The organism is Claveliimonas monacensis (assembly GCF_014982975.1).
GTDB classification, from domain to species: domain Bacteria; phylum Bacillota; class Clostridia; order Lachnospirales; family Lachnospiraceae; genus Claveliimonas; species Claveliimonas monacensis.
The window spans coordinates 35374-50025 of the sequence record NZ_JADCKL010000004.1 but is presented as its reverse complement, the minus strand read 5'-3'; the positions used below and the strand labels follow the sequence as shown (position 1 = coordinate 50025).

Annotated in this window: 13 protein-coding genes; 10 read left to right on the top strand and 3 right to left on the bottom strand. The window is 50.2% G+C overall.

The annotated features are described in order from the left end of the window. The first annotated feature begins 149 nt into the window (after positions 1-149). Together INF30_RS07175 and INF30_RS07170 are read left to right on the top strand one after the other, a co-directional pair. Positions 150-566: a MarR family winged helix-turn-helix transcriptional regulator gene (locus tag INF30_RS07175; RefSeq protein WP_076776538.1), complete on the top strand. Its 417-nt coding sequence runs from the start codon at positions 150-152 to the stop codon at positions 564-566. 55 nt (positions 567-621) lie between these two features. Further along, positions 622-1959 (top strand): MATE family efflux transporter, encoded by a 1338-nt coding sequence (locus INF30_RS07170; protein ID WP_226394722.1) that lies wholly within the window; start codon positions 622-624, stop codon positions 1957-1959. 16 nt (positions 1960-1975) lie between these two features. Here INF30_RS07170 and INF30_RS07165 read toward each other — a convergent pair whose 3' ends face one another. Next, positions 1976-2701 carry a gamma-glutamyl-gamma-aminobutyrate hydrolase family protein gene (locus tag INF30_RS07165; protein ID WP_226394721.1) on the bottom strand — a complete coding sequence of 242 codons (726 nt, stop codon included), beginning with the start codon at positions 2699-2701 and terminating at the stop codon, positions 1976-1978. A 59-nt stretch (positions 2702-2760) separates the two neighbouring features. Between INF30_RS07165 and INF30_RS07160 the strand changes: the two genes are divergently transcribed. Next, positions 2761-3732 carry a dipeptidase gene (locus tag INF30_RS07160; RefSeq protein ID WP_226394720.1) on the top strand — a complete coding sequence of 324 codons (972 nt, stop codon included), beginning with the start codon at positions 2761-2763 and terminating at the stop codon, positions 3730-3732. 79 nt (positions 3733-3811) lie between these two features. Beyond that, positions 3812-4129, top strand: a complete 318-nt coding sequence (locus INF30_RS07155) for a carbohydrate kinase family protein (protein ID WP_226394719.1) — start codon at positions 3812-3814, stop codon at positions 4127-4129. On the opposite strand, the gene INF30_RS07150 is transcribed toward INF30_RS07155, so the two are convergent. Further along, entirely contained in the window at positions 4098-4790 is a 693-nt protein-coding gene (locus INF30_RS07150) for a helix-turn-helix domain-containing protein (protein WP_076776546.1), read from the bottom strand. The genes INF30_RS07155 and INF30_RS07150 overlap by 32 nt on opposite strands. A gap of 361 nt (positions 4791-5151) precedes the next feature. Here INF30_RS07150 and INF30_RS07145 point away from each other — a divergent pair, with 361 nt between their 5' ends. From INF30_RS07145 to INF30_RS07135, 3 genes are read left to right on the top strand one after another with little or no spacing between them, the layout of a single operon-like run. Beyond that, positions 5152-6417 carry an MFS transporter gene (locus INF30_RS07145; protein WP_226394718.1) on the top strand — a complete coding sequence of 422 codons (1266 nt, stop codon included), beginning with the start codon at positions 5152-5154 and terminating at the stop codon, positions 6415-6417. Between the two features lie 34 nt (positions 6418-6451). Next, positions 6452-8500, top strand: coding sequence for a CocE/NonD family hydrolase (locus INF30_RS07140; protein WP_226394717.1), 2049 nt, complete (start codon positions 6452-6454; stop codon positions 8498-8500). A 23-nt stretch (positions 8501-8523) separates the two neighbouring features. Further along, the gene (locus INF30_RS07135; RefSeq protein WP_330391019.1) at positions 8524-9942 is read left to right on the top strand and encodes an APC family permease; all 1419 of its coding nucleotides are present in this window, start codon (positions 8524-8526) and stop codon (positions 9940-9942) included. A gap of 277 nt (positions 9943-10219) precedes the next feature. On the opposite strand, the gene INF30_RS07130 is transcribed toward INF30_RS07135, so the two are convergent. After that, complete coding sequence (locus tag INF30_RS07130; RefSeq protein WP_226394716.1) at positions 10220-11452, bottom strand: argininosuccinate synthase; 1233 nt, start codon at positions 11450-11452, stop codon at positions 10220-10222. A 433-nt stretch (positions 11453-11885) separates the two neighbouring features. On the opposite strand from INF30_RS07130, the gene argC reads away from it, so the two are divergent. The 3 genes from argC to argJ are packed head-to-tail and all read left to right on the top strand — an operon-like array spanning position 11886 to position 14647. Beyond that, positions 11886-12926: an N-acetyl-gamma-glutamyl-phosphate reductase gene (gene argC / locus INF30_RS07125; protein ID WP_226394715.1), complete on the top strand. Its 1041-nt coding sequence runs from the start codon at positions 11886-11888 to the stop codon at positions 12924-12926. Between the two features lie 12 nt (positions 12927-12938). Next, on the top strand, positions 12939-13388 hold the full coding sequence (locus INF30_RS07120) for a GNAT family N-acetyltransferase (RefSeq protein ID WP_226394714.1): 450 nt from the start codon (positions 12939-12941) through the stop codon (positions 13386-13388). 35 nt (positions 13389-13423) lie between these two features. Continuing rightward, positions 13424-14647 (top strand): bifunctional glutamate N-acetyltransferase/amino-acid acetyltransferase ArgJ, encoded by a 1224-nt coding sequence (gene argJ / locus INF30_RS07115; protein ID WP_076776559.1) that lies wholly within the window; start codon positions 13424-13426, stop codon positions 14645-14647. Positions 14648-14652 lie beyond the last annotated feature (5 nt).

Below are 14652 nucleotides of genomic sequence, written 5' to 3'. Positions count from 1 at the left end.
GTGTCTGTATTGGCAGAGTGGGTTGTATATTTTCTTGATAATAGATTCAATTGACACTATAATACTTAGGAACCTAAATAAATGAAAAAGCCAAATCTGCAGAATTTATGCGGGTTTCGGAGTGGTTGTGTGAAAAGGAGGTGTTGTGTGTGGAAACGGGAAAGATGATCAACCGGATTTCCAACCGGCTCAGAAGACGGTCCATGGCAGTACAGGAGTCGGTGGGGATCAGCGGATCCCAGGGAAATATACTGGATTATATACTGGTGGAGAGCATGAAGCGCAAAGTGTACCAGAAGGATATCGAGAGGGAGTTTGGACTGCGGCCGCCCACAGCGTCTGAAGTGCTGAAATCGCTGGAAAAGCAGGAACTGATCTGCCGTATACCGGACGAGGAGGATGGTCGCTGGAAACGGATTGTCTTTACCAAGAAAGCGGAGAAGATCCACGATGCGCTCAGAAGGGAGATAGAGGAGTCGGAAGCCCTCCTCCTACAGGGCATATCCAGTGAGGAACAGGAGACATTCCTGCGGATCGCAGGGAAAATGTTGGAAAATCTTGATTAGGAGTACAGCGGCCCTGCGGTATTCTGAATGAAACTGGAAGGAGAAGAGACGGAAAATGAAAGAAACGGAACTGGAAAAAGATTGGATGGGCACCATGAAGGTGTCGAAGGCTGTGGCCAAGATGGCCATTCCCAGCGTGATCAGCAGTCTTGTGACAGTAGTCTACAACATGGCAGATACTTTTTTTGTGGGACAGACTGGCGATGCACTTCAGGTGGCAGCTGTGAGTCTGACAAATCCCATTTTTATTCTCTTCATGGCATTTGCCAATATGTTCGGCATGGGCGGCAGCGCCGCCGCATCCATGGCGCTGGGGCAGAAAAATGAGAAGAGGGTGCGGCAGGTATCTGCCTTGGTCACCTACGCTTCTCTCATTGTAGGCGTGCTTTTTGCGGTGATCCTCCTTGTGTTCACAGGCCCCATTTTGTCTCTGTTTGGGGCGGATGCCCAGACCTATGAATACGCGAGAAGATATACGGTCTATGTGGCTGTGGGAGCGCCTTTTATTATCTGGTCCGCGGCGGCCAGTTTCGTGGTCCGGGCGGAAGGGGCCAGCCGGGAGGCCATGATCGGAAGCATGATCGGGACCATTGCGAACATTGTGCTGGATCCTATTTTTATATCCGGCTTTGGCATGGGAGCGGCCGGTGCAGCTATTGCCACCACCATTGGAAATCTCATGGCCAGCGCCTATTATCTCTGGTATTTCCTGAGAAGATCCAAGGTTATGTCTTTGCGTCCGAAGGATTTCACCTGCAGGGAGGGGATCCTGAAAGGAGTCTGCTCAACAGGCCTTCCCACAGCTATATTTTCCGCGCTTATGAGTGTGTCCACGATTGTCCTGAACCAGATCCTTGTGGCTTACGGAAATGATCCGGTGGCAGCCATCGGCATTGTGTTCAAGGCCAACATGTTTATCACCTTCCTGCAGATGGGGCTGGCAAACGGCATACAGCCCCTCCTGGGCTACAGCTATGGGGCAGGAAGTATGAAAAGGTTCCAGGAAGTGGAGCGCTTCACGAAAAAATGCTGTGTCATTGTGGGTGTGGCGGCGACAGTCCTTTTCTTTGTTGCGAGAGAGCCTATCATCCGTCTGTTCATTAGTGACAATGATGTGGTCCGCTATGGTGTGGAGATGCTGGTGGCCTATATGGTCTCCGGTCCCTTTATAGGCATTCTTTTTGTAAATATGAACTGTATGCAGTCAGTGGAGCATGCTTTGCCGGCAACCATCCTGTCCGTTATGAGACAGGGTGTGCTGCTGATCCCCCTGCTCTATCTGCTGGAGGCAGTAGCCGGACTGGATGGTGTGATCTACGGACAGGCTATCACGGATTATATTGCGGTGATCCTCTCGGCTGTAATCTGGAGCAAGATCAAAAGAAAACTGTAAAGCAGGCCGGCAGCTGTCAGCTGATTTCTGCGGGATCTAGTTTTTTGGCCGCCTCAACAAAGGCAAGAAAGAGACGCCGCATATTGAGGGAGCGAGTCATACACTCGGGATGCCACTGGACACCCAGGGCAAAGGGGTGTCCTTCCATCTCCAGTGCCTCGGGGATGCCGTCAGGAGCCTGTGCAGTGACCTGGAGGCGCCCTCCCGGTGTCAGGACTGCCTGGTGGTGAAAACTGTTGACAGCTGTATTTTCCCCGAAAATCTTATATAGCATGCTATCTTTTTTGAAGGAGACTGTGTGACAGAAATCGCTGCGGAGACGGGATCTTTGCATATGGTTGAGGACAGGCTCTTCCCGGAGGGACAGATCCTGCAGAAGTTCCCCGCCGCAGGCGGCATTCATGACCTGCATGCCCCGGCAGATGGCAAGGACAGGCTTTGTCATAGTAAGGACATATTTCAGGAAAAGGATCTGAAATATGTCTGTTTTTATGTCGGTCTCCCCGGAGGGGGATAGAGGAGGGCGATCCAGAAGAAACGGTGTAATGTCCCCGCCGCCGCAGAAGAGAAAACCGTGGCAGCAGGCAGCCATGACCTCCATCAGTTTCTGCTCTTCGTCCTCCACGCAGGGCAGGAGCACGGGGCAGCCGCCCGCCCGGCAGACGGCAGAGATGTAGCTGTCGGTGACGAACTGGCGGTTCCCCTCAAAGCCGCAGGTGACAATCCCGATAACAGGAGTCATACTCTTTCCTCCTAGAAAATAGTGTAGTATAGTATATGTACAAAAGGAGGTCATAAGACATGAATTTGATCGATCTGCACTGCGATACACTCTGGAGACTGATGGATCTGGAAGGCGAGGGGGATCTTCTCGACAATGACGGCTCTGTCAGCATTCGGAAACTGGAGAGCGGAGGGGCGATGGCTCAGTTTTTTGCCTGTTTTGTCTACCGGGATGCCATGGATGGGAACACGCCCGAAGAACAGTATGAGGCAGGGTACTGGCATGTGCTTGATATGATCGACTACATGGCGGCACAGACAGAGCGCTGCAGCGGCCGGCTGGAGATGGCAAAAGAGCCGGCAGATATAGAAATAATTCATAAAAAGGGGAAAATAGCGGCTGTTCTCACAGTGGAGGAAGGCGGCGTATTGAATGGCAGGCTGGCGCGGCTGGAGGAGCTGTATGAAAGAGGCGTGCGGCTTATGACACTTCTCTGGAACTATGAGAACTGCATAGGTGCCCCTAACAGCCGGGACCGTCTGCTTATGGAGAAAGGGTTGACGCCTTTTGGCATCCAGGTGGTAGAGAAGATGAATGGGCTGGGAATGATCGTAGATATCTCCCACGCGTCTGACGGTGTATTCTGGGATGTCCTGAGGCATAGCAGAAAGCCGGTGGCCGCTACCCACTCCAACTGTCGGGCCCTGGCAGACCACCCGAGGAATCTGACAGATGAGATGCTTAAAGCGCTGGGAGAAAACGGCGGCGTGGCAGGGCTTAACTTCTACGGTCCTTTTCTTGGAACGCCGGATGTGTCCCGTCTGGAGGAGATGACAGCCCACATTCTGCATATGATCAAGGTGGGAGGCATGGACCTTCCCGCTATAGGGACGGACTTTGACGGTTTTGACGGGATGCAAAAGATGGATATTCCTGATATCGGACGTATGGGGAGACTGTGGGAAGCGCTCAAGAAAAAGGGGCTTACAGAGGGTCAGCTGGATAAGATCTGGTATAAAAATGCCCTGCGTCTCTGGAGTGCGAGATAGTACATGTTTTGTGAAACATAGCTGAGATCTGTCTCGTGGAAAGATGCAGGTCTGATGAAAAGAAAGGGGAGGACGAAAGATGAAGCTTGCCTTGCAGGGGGCAGGCGTCAGCACCGGACATGTTCGGAACATGAAAGGAATAGCCATAGGACTGGCGATGATCACTGTGTCAGAAAATGATAATACCATTGTGGTTGTCCCGGGGGCAAACGGAAGGGTGGACCGAGCTTGTGTGGACAGTATCAACAAAGAACTGGAAAAATATGACATGGTCGTACTCCAGCACGAGATTCCCCAGGAGACAGTATGCAGGGTGCCAACTGCGGAAGAAGCTGAGAGAGAGCTGGCTGAAAAGGCCAGCCTTTTTACTGTGCATAGAAAAAATTGGTGCGCTTGATATTTTTCAATTCTTCTGTAGTCAGGCGGAGAGAGGAGACCAGCTGCTCATCTTCTGGCAGCGGAGTCTCCGAGACAATAACTTTCATGGCAATATTCTGATAGAAATAGCTGATCGTTGACAGAAGGCCCACTTTGTAGGAATTGTTGCGGTTTAAGGAAGACAGCCGGAGCGTGAGCGTGTCAAAGGGAGGCTCTGTACAGCTCAGGATAAAATCAATGCAGGAGTCTGTGTAGGAGACCTTCCCCTCGTATACATAGTTGGCCTCATAGTAGTTGGCTGTATCAGCTACATCATAATACATGGTAGTTTTAAAAGACATTTTCTGATTGATGAGAACTGCTTTCTGCAGTTTATTTTTTTCCCCATTAAACCAGTAGAGATAGAGACATTCTGAAAAATATTTCTGGTATCTTGTTACATCGTTTGGGTCTTCTGTCATGCAGGTGTCAGGAAGAAGCGAGGAGACTTCAATATTGAGAATTCTGCAGATATCCACCAGTGTGTCAATACTGATAAAGATCTCACCTTTTTCGTATTTAGATATAGTGGCTGCACTTTTGTTCAATTTTTCGGCCAGATCGCTTAAAGTCAGATGCTTTGACCGGCGTCTGGCCCGGAGTTTCTGGCCCAAAGTCACGTAAAAGGAACCTGAATTCATGTGATCATCCCTCCCGGCGTTTAGATTTAGATTACATTTTAATACAGATTTTACCATATAAACAGCAATTTGGACACCTATTTTTGGGAAAATAAATTTGAAAAGCGGGAATTTAACTAAAAATTACTGCCCAATATCATATATTGAGAAAAAGTTATGAAAAAGATAAAAAATAAATAAAAAATTTGAGAAATGGGAATAAAAAAACGAAGAAGTATCATTTTAATTGAATTATGAGAAGAAAAATTATCGTAAGAAGAAAAATGGGAAATTTGTGAATCCCTTATCAATGCGGGTATAATTTCTACAAAGAAAAGCGCGGCGCACATGAAAATGAGAGTATGGAATGGAGGCGGTATGGATGGCTAAAGAGGCCAAACAAGGTTACAAAAAAAATCTGGGAACGATCCTTCTGCTGGCGTTTGCCGGCTCGATCATCTACGGACTCCCGTATTTTCGTTCTTATTATTATGACACCTATCAGAGTATGTATAATCTGACGAACACACAGATGGGACTTCTGGGAAGTGCATACGGCCTTCTCGGTGTATTCTCCTACGTTATAGGCGGGGTCCTGGCGGACAAGATCAAGGCGAAAAAACTGTTGATCTTTTCCATGATCGCCACCGGCTTTGGTGGACTTCTGCATCTGGTGGTGAGCGACTTCTACGCTTTGGCAGCCATTTACGGACTGTGGGGCGTAACCTCTCTTCTGACGTTCTGGCCTGCTCTTATGAAGATTGTCCGGATACAGGCAACGGACGAGGAGCAGAGCAGGGCATATGGAATTTTTGAGGGGGGCAGAGGCGTGTTCAATGCAGCCCATCTGGCTGTGGCGACAGCTATTTTTGGCGTGTTTGAGGCAAGAGCCATGCCATACATGGGGATTGATGCGATCATATGGTTCTATTCGCTGGCTCCTCTGATCGTAGGGATTATTTTTATCTTTATCCTGAAAGAGCCAGATACAGTGGGAGAGACAGCTTCACAGCAGGTTTCTCTCAAGCAGATCCTGAGTGTTTTGAAAATGCCTGTCATGTGGCTGATCATCATCATGATCTACACCAGCTATACATTTAATATGTCTTCCTACTACTTTACGCCCTATGCCAGCAATATAATCGGGGTTACAGCCGTGATCGCGGCCATACTGACAGTCATGTCCCAGTATATCCGTCCCTTTGCTGCCACCATCGGCGGTTTTGCAGGAGACAAAGTGGGAAAAAGCAAGACCATGATCGTGGGATATATACTCATGGTGGCAGGAGTGATCATCATGGATATGACGGGAAGAATGAGTTCTGACTCCAGGATGACCCTTGTTGTTGTGGCGTGTGTGCTGGTGTATGCAGGTATGTTCTCCAACTTTGGACTGTATTTTTCCTTTATCTCAGAAGCAGGCATCCCGGTGGAACTGGGGGGAGTGGCCATTGGTATGGCATCTACCTTCGGCTATCTTCCGGAAGTTCTGAGTTACACTATTGCAGGGAAACTGCTGGATACCTACCCGGGATATCAGGGATATCATCTGAACCACATGTATATGATAGCAATGGGCATTATCGGGCTGATCGTGGCAATCATCTGGACCAAAAAATATGCTAAAAAGAAAACCGCAGAGTCATAAATGAAATTTATTTTATAAAAGGAGGTCTGAGAATATGGCTAAAGTAGAACCAAAAGCAAAGCGGGTAATGGGGAGAGAGGAATTCCCATATGAGTGGGATGTGATCGAGAACGAATGGATCACCATGTCGGACGGGTGCAGGCTCTCTGCCCGTATCTGGCATCCGAAAACGGACAAGCCGGTCCCGACTGTATTCGAGACGCAGCCCTACCGTAAGCGGGACGGCATGAGAGGGCGGGATGAGCCCATGTACGGATTTTTCGCTGGTATGGGGTACAATGTAGTCCGCGTAGATATGCGGGGAGCAGGAGAGTCTGACCAGTGCTTCTATGACGAGTACCTGAAACAGGAACAGGATGATGCAGTGGAGTGTATCGAGTGGATTGCGAGACAGCCCTGGTGTGACGGCAATGTGGGTATGATGGGAAAATCCTGGAGCGGTTTTAATTCCCTGCAGGTGGCTGCAAGGCAGCCTAAAGGGCTAAAGGCCATTATATGCGTGGGATTTGTGGACGACAGATACACGCAGGACATCCATTATAAAGGCGGCTGCCTTCTGAATGACAATTTCTGGTGGGGAAATATTATGTTGGCCTATATGTGCCGTGCCGTTGACTCAGAGATCAAACCAGACACATGGAAGGAGGAGTCTATCCGCCGCCTGGAGGAGATGCCTCTGTGGCCGGCAAACTGGCTGGAGCATCAGACAAGGGACAATTACTGGAAGCATGGCTCAGTAAGCGTGAACTACGATGATATCAAGGTACCGGTCTTTGCACTGGACGGCTGGGCTGACTCCTACACCAACAGTGTGCTTACCCTGATGGAGGGGCTGAGCGTTCCAAGAAAGGCTTTGATCGGGCCCTGGGCACATGTGTTTGCCCACGACGGCGCACCCCAGCCAGCCATGGATTTCCTGGGAGAAGCGACAAAATGGTGGGATAAATGGCTCAAAGGAATTGATAATGATACGCTGGACTGCCCTATGGTACAGGTTTGGCTTGAGGACAGCATGAAGCCGGAGACCGTGCATCCTGTCAGTGACGGCCGCTGGGTGGCCCTGGATCAGTGGCCCTCAGATGACGTGGAGATGAAGACGCTATCCATGACTTACGGACATCTCCAGGAGGAAGAGAACAAGAAAGCAGAAATGGTAGACCTGTGCACGCTGCCCAACCATGGCCTTCTGGCCAACGAGTGGATGGGGGCTGGCGTTCCGGGAGAGAGCCCGGCGGATATGCGGGTAGACGATGGCATGGCTATGGTGTTTGACTCTGATATTTTGGAAGAGGAGATGGAGATCCTGGGATATCCTGAATTTGAGGTGGAATTTACCAGCGACAAGCCAAATGCGTTCCTCTATGCGGAACTCTGTGACATTCATCCTGACGGAGCAGCCACAAGAGTGTCCTACGGACTGATGAACCTGACCCATCTGGAGGGGCACGAGAAGGTGGTTTATCTGGAGACTGGAAAGAAGTACAAGGCAAAGGTACAGCTGGACGTGTGCGGACACAACTTCCCTGCCGGACACAGGATCAGACTTGCGATAGCCAATTCCTTCTGGCCTATGATCTGGCCGTCGCCGGAGCTGGCTACACTGAGGCTGGATCTGTCCACTGCAAAATTTGCCCTGCCTTTGTTTAAGGGGAAGGACGCAAAGGGACCGGATATGGAGGCAAGATGTGCACCGCTCACACCGATGACTACACTTTCACCGGGGCATGTGGACAGACAGATCACATACGATCTGATCACAGATACATGGACCTCTATCACAGATGGTGTGGGAGGCGTGTTCGGCGAGGGCGTGTACCGCTTTGACGATATCGGAACGGTTGTGGAGCACAATCTGAAGAGAGAACTGACCATGAGCAACAAGGATCCTCTGTCAGCAAAGTACACGATCTATCAGAAAATGAAGAACGGCCGGGAAGGCTGGCTTACAGACTGCGATATCGTGGTGACTCAGACATCAGACCTGGAAAACTTTTATATCACCGGCTATATGGATGCCTCCATCAACGGGGAGCATGTGTTCCACAGAGATTACGACTATAAAGTAAAGAGAAATGGTCTCTGATTTAGGAGATTGGACCGAAAGGGGTGAGGACCATCAAGTATAAAAAAATTAGTTTTAAAGAACTTGTGTTGATGAATGTCTCCGCACTCTACGGGATCAGATGGATTGCAAAATCAACCTCAGACAGCTTTGGTCTGGGGTTGGGAGCAATCCCTATGTGGGTTATTTTCATGCTGATCTTCTTTATCCCTCAGGCGCTGATGTGCGCAGAGCTGGCCTCGGCCTACCCTACAGACGGCGGGCTGAATGACTGGGTGAAGATCGCATTTGGGACAAAGTACGGATTTTTAGTATCCTGGATGCACTGGACAGCGCTGATATTCTGGTATGCGTCCTTCCTGACCTTCCTTGCCATCAATGTCAGTTATATGATCGGGAGGCCGGAGCTGGCGGACAACAAAACCTTTGTGCTGATCATGTCTCTGGTGGTGATCTGGGGGCTCTCCTTTGTCAGTATGAGGGGTATGAAGCTTGGAAAATATTTCACCAGCGTGGGTGCATTCGGCTCTGTAATACCGACTATATTCCTGATCGGCATGGCCATCCTGGCCATAGTGGTCCTGAAGGTGGCTCCCAGCGCTTCTGAGTACACAGTGGCCACAATGACGCCCAAGATGAACATGAATTCTCTTGTGGCTATTTCCGGAATCACTTTTGCTTACACAGGGGCGGAATTTACGGCCAATTTTGTGTCTGATATGAAAAATCCCCAGAAGGATTATCCGCGGGCCATTATGATCGCGGCAGGGTTGATCTGTGTTCTCTACGTGGTGGGTGCTGTCTGCATGACTATGCTGCTGCCTACCTCAGAAATCTTTGCCTACACAGGTACGTTGGATGCCCTGACAAAGGCCAGCGAACTTCTCGGAGTTCCGGAGATCCTTGTGCAGATCCTGGCACTTGGCATTGCTCTGTCTGTTCTGGGCGCGCTGGTTCTGTATATTGTGCAGCCGGTGAAAATGCTGTTCGGATATTCAGAACCGGGGATTTTCTCAGAGAAATTCATGAAGAAGAACCAGTATGATGTGCCGGAGAAGGCTATTTTGTTCCAGGCTGTCCTGATCACAGTACTCCTGGCAGGGGTCAACCTTTTCTCAGCGGTGGAGACGATCTACAATGTGCTTGTCACTATGACAGCACTGACCTCCCTGTTCCCGTACGTGCTCTTGTTTGCAGCGTACATTAAGATCAAGAGAGAGAAAGAAGATAAGCCGGAACTTTACCAGATGACAAGAAATAAAAAGTGGGGCTGTTTTCTCGGATACTCAGAGCTGGTGATCTGTGGAGTGGCTATCGTGTGCTCTGCGCTGCCAGTGATGGGAACTACAAGTGAGAACATCATTTATGAAATTGAGTTGATCGGCGGGGCGCTGTTTGTCGTGCTGTCAGGCCTTTGGCTCTGGAAACGGTCCGGGTTGAAAAACAAGAAAGTGGGGACGTAATATCTTTCAAAAGTGTTACGTCCGGATTTGAACCAACTGGTGTGTAATTGTGTCACATGCGCTTGGCGAATTCGTCGGTCATTACAGCTATGAGAATTGAAAAGCAAGAGCCTCTCCACTATTATGAGGAAAAGCTTTTACTTTTTTTGACAGATAAAATATGATATGACTGTAATTTGTGAAATAAGTTGATTTCGGATTGACACAATTACACACCAGTTAAATGAATTTGGGACGTAATACTTTTGAAGAGTATTACGTCCCCTTTTACCTTTTACTATTTGCTCTCGTTCTCTTTTTTCATCTCCTGCATCTTCATAGCGCGGACCTTCAGTGGCAGTCCGAACAGGGTGATGAAGCCGTCGGCGTCATGGTGGTCATACATGTCGCCTGTTGTGAAGCTTGCCAGTGACTCGCTGTACAGTGAGTAGGGAGAGGTGGTGCCGGCCTTGATGATATTGCCCTTGTAGAGCTTGAATTTCACTTCGCCGGTCACATACTCCTGAGTGCTCTCCACAAATGCCTGGATGGCCTCCCGCAGAGGTGTGAACCATTTGCCCTCGTACACAACCTGGGAAAGCTTGTCGGCCATCTCCTTTTTCACCTCAGATGTGGCGCGGTCCAGAACCAGCTCTTCCAGCTGCTGGTGAGCCTCGTAGAGGATGGTTCCGCCAGGAGTCTCATAGACGCCCCTGGATTTCATGCCTACGACACGGTTCTCTACGATGTCAATGATGCCGATACCGTGCTTGCCGCCCAGCTCGTTCAGCTTGCGGATGATGTCGGAGACCTTCATCTCCACGCCGTTGATGCTCTTGGGAATACCTTTTTCGAATGTCATGGTTACATACTCCGGCTCGTCCGGTGCCTGCTCGGGAGTCACGGTGAGGACCAGAAGATCGTCATAGTTGGGCTCATTGGCTGGATCCTCCAGCTCCAGACCCTCGTGGCTGATGTGCCACAGGTTGCGGTCACGGCTGTAGCTGTGCTTTGCATCAAAAGGAAGATCAATGCCGTGCTGGCGGCAGTACTCGATCTCGTCTTCCCTGGACTGCATGGTCCACAGGTCTGTCATACGCCATGGAGCGATGATCTTGATATCCGGAGCCAGCGCTTTGATGGCAAGCTCAAAGCGGATCTGGTCATTGCCTTTACCTGTTGCGCCGTGGCAGATTGCGACAGCTCCCTCTTTCCTTGCGATCTCAACGAGACGCTTTGTGATGGCCGGGCGGGCCATAGCTGTACCGATCAGGTATTTGTTCTCATATACTGCGTGAGCCTGCACGCAGGGAACGATGTAATTGTCGCAGAAATCATCCACGATATCTTCTATATATAATTTGGAAGCGCCGGACATTTTTGCCCTCTCCTCGAGACCGTCCAGCTCTTCTCCCTGTCCGCAGTTTACGCAGCAGCAGATGACGTCGTATCCGAATGTCTCCTTCAGCCACGGGATAACGGCTGTTGTGTCAAGTCCGCCTGAATAGGCAAGTACCACTTTTTCTTTCATTGTATCTTCCTCCTGAACTATATTTTCATTTTTTCTGCGCCGCCCCGGGCGGCACTTAAAACAATCTTGATCGCAAAGTTTACTATACACTATATTTTATAATTATGCAAGCATAATGTCAAAAAAACTGATTTTAGTGTATATTATACAAAGTCCTTCCGGGCAATTCTGAAATGCGGAGAAAAACCGCATAAAAATAGGGGAAAACAGAAGGGAAATGAAGGCGGATATATGGGGCGCAGAGGAAGGGCGCACGAAGAAAAATAGAAATGGATGGAGAAAAAACTTGCATAATATTCATAAGAGATGTATAATCATGCAGTACCGAAATGTGACAGGTAAAAAGTTCCGGCAATCTACTTTACACGGAATGAAAAGTGGTATAAACTTTAACAAGTGTTATTCTATTTTAATAAGAAAGGATATGCGTGAGATGATAAAAGCAGGAATTATCGGTTCCACCGGATACGCGGGGGCAGAGCTGGTCCGCATTCTGATGGGGCATAAGGATGCCGAGATCGTGTGGTACGGCTCCAGAAGCTATATAGATAAGAAGTACGCAAGTGTGTACCAGAATATGTTCCAGATCGTGGATGCAGTCTGCATGGATGACAATATGGATGAGCTGGCCGCAGCGGCGGACGTGATATTCACGGCAACTCCACAGGGCCTGTGCGCTTCCCTTGTAAATGAGGATATCTTAAGCAAGGTGAAGATCATCGACCTGAGCGCGGATTTCCGCATCAAGGACGTGGCTACCTATGAGAAGTGGTACGGCATAGAGCATAAGAGCCCGGAATTTATAAAAGAGGCAGTCTACGGGCTGTGCGAGATCAACAGGGAGGATGTGAAGAATGCCCGGCTGATCGCCAACCCGGGATGCTATACCACTTGTTCCATCCTGACAGCCTATCCTCTTGCAAAAGAAGGACTCATTGACATGGACACACTGATCATTGACGCCAAGTCCGGTACATCCGGCGCCGGCAGAGGAGCCAAGGTGCCGAACCTCTTCTGCGAGGTCAATGAAAATATGAAGGCTTACGGCGTGGCCTCCCACAGGCACACCCCGGAGATAGAGGAGCAGCTGGGATATGCCTGCGGACACCAGGTGGTGCTGAATTTTACGCCCCATCTCGTGCCCATGAACCGAGGGATCCTTGCCACAGAGTACGCAAAGCTGATAAAGAATGTGACCTATGCGGATGTGAAGGCCGTGTACGAGAAATATTATAAAGATGAGAAATTCATCCGCCTCCTCGATGAGGGCGTCTACCCCGAGACTAAGTGGGTGGAGGGCAGCAATTACGTGGATATCGGCTTTAAGATCGATGAGAGGACCGGCCGCATCATTATGATGGGAGCCATTGACAATCTTGTGAAAGGAGCGGCCGGACAGGCGGTGCAGAACATGAACCTTGCCTTCGGACTGCCGGAGGATGAGGGGCTGGATCTTGTGCCCATGTTCCCGTAGAGGTGAATAGATATGACAATCCGTGAGATGACCATTGACGATTACGAGGAGGTGTACCATCTCTGGAAGCAGATCAAGGGATTTGGCATCCGGAGCATTGATGACTCCAGAGAAGGGGTAGAACGCTTCCTTATGAGAAATCCCACCACCAGCGTGGTGGCGGAAAAGGACGGAAAGATCGTGGGCAGTATTCTGTGCGGACACGACGGCAGGCGGGGATGCCTCTATCACGTGTGTGTGGACGAGGCCTACCGCCGTCACGGCATAGGGAAAGCCATGGTGGTGAAGGCCATGGAGGCACTGAAGGCGGAGAAGATCAACAAAGTCTGTCTCATTGCATTTACAAAAAATGATATTGGAAATGCCTTCTGGAACACCATTGGGTGGACAGAGAGAGAAGATCTGAACTATTATGATTTTGTGCTGAATGACGCCAATATTACGGCGTTCAATGAACAGTAAAGCAATAAAAATATTTTCAGGGGAAGGTGGATAACATGGAGAGAATAGAAGGCGGCGTGACCGCGGCAAAAGGATTTGAGGCAGCCCATGCGGCGGCCGGACTGAAGTACAAGGACCGCACAGATATGGCCCTGATCTACAGCCAGGTGCCCTGCGTGACAGCAGGAACCTTTACCACAAATGTAGTAAAGGCAGCTCCCGTAAAGTGGGACCAGCAGGTGGTAAAGAGTGGAAAGAAATCACAGGCTGTCATTGTAAACTCAGGAATTGCCAACGCCTGCACAGGCGCAGAAGGCTTTGGATACTGCAAAGACACAGCGGACAAGGCCGGGGAGGTCCTTGGCATTGACCCGGAAGGCGTGCTCATCGGCTCTACGGGCGTCATTGGAAAACAGATGCCCATCGAGAAGCTGAAAGCCGGCATCGAGGCCCTGGCCCCGAAGAAAGCTTCCACCCTTGAAGCAGGGACAGAGGCGGCAAAGGCCATTATGACTACAGATACAAAGGAGAAGGAGATCGCCGTCACCATCCAGGTAAAAGACACGACCGTCACCATCGGCGGCATGGCAAAGGGCTCCGGCATGATCCACCCCAACATGTGCACCATGCTCTCTTTCATCACCACAGACGCTGTCATCACAAAGGAAGCGCTCCAGAGCGCCCTGAGCGAGGATGTGCCGGATACATACAATATGATCTCCGTGGACGGGGACACTTCCACCAATGACACGGTCCTTCTTTTGGCCAACGGAATGGCAGAAAACGAGGAGATCACCTGCGGCACGCCGGAATATGAGGAGTTTAAGGCAGCTCTCCACGTGATCAACGAGTACCTGGCAAAGAAGATCGCCGGGGACGGGGAGGGAGCCACCGCTCTCTTTGAGGCCAAGGTCATCGGAGCCGAGAGCAAAGAGCAGGCCAAGGTGCTGGCAAAGGCTATCGTCTGCTCCAACCTGACCAAGACAGCCATCGCGGGCCATGATGCAAACTGGGGAAGGATCCTCTGCGCTATGGGATACTCCGGCGCCCAGTTTGATCCGGAGAAGGTGGATCTGTTCTTTGAGAGCCAGGCAGGAAAGATCCAGATCATAGAGAACGGCACTGCCGTGGACTACAGCGAGGAGGAGGCCACAAAAATCCTCTCCGAGCCGGAAGTGACTGCCATCGCGGACGTGAAGATGGGACAGGAGAGCGCCTCTGCCTGGGGCTGTGACCTGACTCACGGGTACATTGAGATCAATGCAGATTACAGGAGTTAAGAAAA

Excerpts from the sequence above, each read along its gene's own strand:
- INF30_RS07120 (WP_226394714.1), top strand. The coding sequence starts at position 12,939 with ATGACAATCCGTGAGATGACCATTGACGATTACGAGGAGGTGTACCAT.
- INF30_RS07130 (WP_226394716.1), bottom strand. The coding sequence starts at position 11,452 with ATGAAAGAAAAAGTGGTACTTGCCTATTCAGGCGGACTTGACACAACA.
- argC (WP_226394715.1), top strand. The coding sequence starts at position 11,886 with ATGATAAAAGCAGGAATTATCGGTTCCACCGGATACGCGGGGGCAGAG.
- INF30_RS07170 (WP_226394722.1), top strand. The coding sequence starts at position 622 with ATGAAAGAAACGGAACTGGAAAAAGATTGGATGGGCACCATGAAGGTG.
- argJ (WP_076776559.1), top strand. The coding sequence starts at position 13,424 with ATGGAGAGAATAGAAGGCGGCGTGACCGCGGCAAAAGGATTTGAGGCA.
- INF30_RS07160 (WP_226394720.1), top strand. The coding sequence starts at position 2,761 with ATGAATTTGATCGATCTGCACTGCGATACACTCTGGAGACTGATGGAT.
- INF30_RS07140 (WP_226394717.1), top strand. The coding sequence starts at position 6,452 with ATGGCTAAAGTAGAACCAAAAGCAAAGCGGGTAATGGGGAGAGAGGAA.
- INF30_RS07155 (WP_226394719.1), top strand. The coding sequence starts at position 3,812 with ATGAAGCTTGCCTTGCAGGGGGCAGGCGTCAGCACCGGACATGTTCGG.
- INF30_RS07145 (WP_226394718.1), top strand. The coding sequence starts at position 5,152 with ATGGCTAAAGAGGCCAAACAAGGTTACAAAAAAAATCTGGGAACGATC.
- INF30_RS07165 (WP_226394721.1), bottom strand. The coding sequence starts at position 2,701 with ATGACTCCTGTTATCGGGATTGTCACCTGCGGCTTTGAGGGGAACCGC.
- INF30_RS07150 (WP_076776546.1), bottom strand. The coding sequence starts at position 4,790 with ATGAATTCAGGTTCCTTTTACGTGACTTTGGGCCAGAAACTCCGGGCC.